Here is a 1990-nt window from a genome sequence, read left to right as displayed (position 1 = left end):
CGCGGCGCGAACGCCGGACGCGCGCCCGGGGGCCGTCGCCGCCGCCTGGGTCCACGGCGCCGACGCGGTCGCCGCCTACGCCGGCCGCTACCTGCCGGCGTCGGTCGTCGCCACCGTCACGCCGCTGCTGGTGCTCGCCGCGGTGGCGGCGGTCGATCCGCTCAGCGCCGGGCTGCTGGCCGTCGCCGCGCCGCTGGTCGTCGTCTTCCTGGTTCTCGTCGGCCACCGGGCCCAGGCCGCCGCCGACCGTCGCCACGCGGGGCTGGCGCTGCTCGGCGGGCACCTGCTCGACGTGCTGCGTGGCCTGCCCGTGCTGCAGGCCCACGACCGCGACCGGGCCCAGGTCGAGCAGGTGCGACGAGCGGGCGAGCACTACCGCAGCGGGACGATGGCCACGCTCCGCGAGGCGTTCCTGTCCGGCCTGGTGCTGGAGTTCATGGCGATGCTCGGCACCGCGCTGGTGGCGGTCGCCTGCGGGATCCGGCTGGCCGAGGGGATGATGGACTTCGGTCCCGCGATCGCCGCGCTGGTGCTGGCGCCCGAGGTCTTCCTGCCGCTGCGGCGGCTGGGCGCGGAGTTCCACGCCGCGGCCGACGCCGAGCCGCTGCTGCGCGAGCTGGCGGCGGCGGGAGCGGACAACGGGGCCGGTATGGCGGTGGACGGCGCGGCGGGGCCCGTCACTCGCGGTGAAGGGGTCACCGGCCCGCTCCGGGCACGGCCCGCGACGAGCGGCGGCGCGGAGGGCGTCGCCGACCCGCGCGTCGCGCCGATCGTGCTGGAGCAGGTGACCGTCCGCCACGCCGACCGCCGCTCCCCCGCCCTCGACCGCCTGAGCGCGACGCTGGAGCCGGGGACGACGACGATCCTGCGGGGTCCCTCCGGCGCCGGCAAGACCACGCTGCTGCGCGTGCTGCTCGGCCTGACGGCGGTCGACGAGGGTCGCGTGCGCTGCGGCGGGGACGACCTGTCGCGGATCGATCCCGCGGCCTGGCGGCGGCGGATCGCCTGGGTCCCGCAGCAGCCGGTGCTGCTGCCCGCGTCGCTGGGCGACAACGTCCGCCTGGGGGTCGACGCGACCGACGGCGAGGTCCGCCGGGTGCTCGAGCAGGTCGGGCTGCTGGCGCTGGTCGCCGCCCTCGACGGCGGGCTCGACACGCCGCTCGGCGACGGCGGGCTGCCGCTCTCGGCCGGCGAGCGGCGGCGCCTGGCGATCGCCCGCGCGCTCCTCCGCGACCCCGACCTGGTGCTCGTCGACGAGCCGACCGCCAACCTCGACCAGCGGACCGCCGAGCAGGTCGTCGAGGCGCTGGCGGGGCTGCTGCGGGGACGGACCGCGCTGGTCGCCACCCACGATCCGCTGCCGCAGCGGCTCGGCGACCGGACGCTGCGCCTGCGGGCGGGGCGGCGAGACGACCGGGCCGAGCGCGGCGAGCGGATCGCGACCCCGGCGGGAGCCCCGCGATGATCGCGCTCGCCGTCCGGGCCCTGCGTCTGGCCACGCCCGAGGAGCGCCGCGGCCTGCTGCTGTCGACGCTGGCGGGCGTCGTGGCGGCCGCTGCCGGCACGGCCCTGCTGGCACTGTCCGGCTACCTGATCGCCCGCGCCTCGCAGGCGCCGCCGGTGCTGTCGCTGACCGTGGCGATCGTCGCCGTTCGCGGCTTCGGCGTCCTGCGGGCCGTCGCCCGCTACGGCGAGCGGCTGACCGGCCACGATGCGACGCTGCGGATCCTCGCCCGCCTGCGGGCCGCCAGCTTCGCCGCCGTCGCCGCCGATCGCAGCGGCGATCGCACGCGCGGCACGGCCACCGGCGACCGGATCGTGTCCGACGTCGACGGGGTCCAGGACGCGTACCTGCGCTCGCTGGCCCCGATCGCGGTCGCGGCCGTCGTCGGCCTGGCGGCGCTCGCGACCGCGGCGCTGGTGCTGCCGGCGGCCGCGGCGGTGCTCGCCGGGGTCCTGCTGGCCGGGGCGGTCGCGCTGCCGGTCGCCG

Annotated in this window: 1 protein-coding gene and 1 pseudogene; both read left to right on the top strand. The window is 78.8% G+C overall.

Going from position 1 to position 1990, the window contains the following annotated elements:
• On the top strand, positions 1 to 1465 hold a 1465-nt coding region (gene cydD / locus PAI11_RS10910), incomplete at its 5' end, for a thiol reductant ABC exporter subunit CydD (protein ID WP_081488369.1).
• Positions 1462 to 1990: pseudogene (locus tag PAI11_RS24260) on the top strand (thiol reductant ABC exporter subunit CydC); the annotation flags it as partial. The gene cydD and the pseudogene PAI11_RS24260, both read left to right, overlap by 4 nt.

The sequence above is a fragment of the Patulibacter medicamentivorans genome (assembly GCF_000240225.1).
Taxonomy (GTDB): Bacteria; Actinomycetota; Thermoleophilia; order Solirubrobacterales; family Solirubrobacteraceae; genus Patulibacter; species Patulibacter medicamentivorans.
Note: the sequence above shows the minus strand (reverse complement) of the source record. Positions and strands in the feature narration are given on the sequence as shown.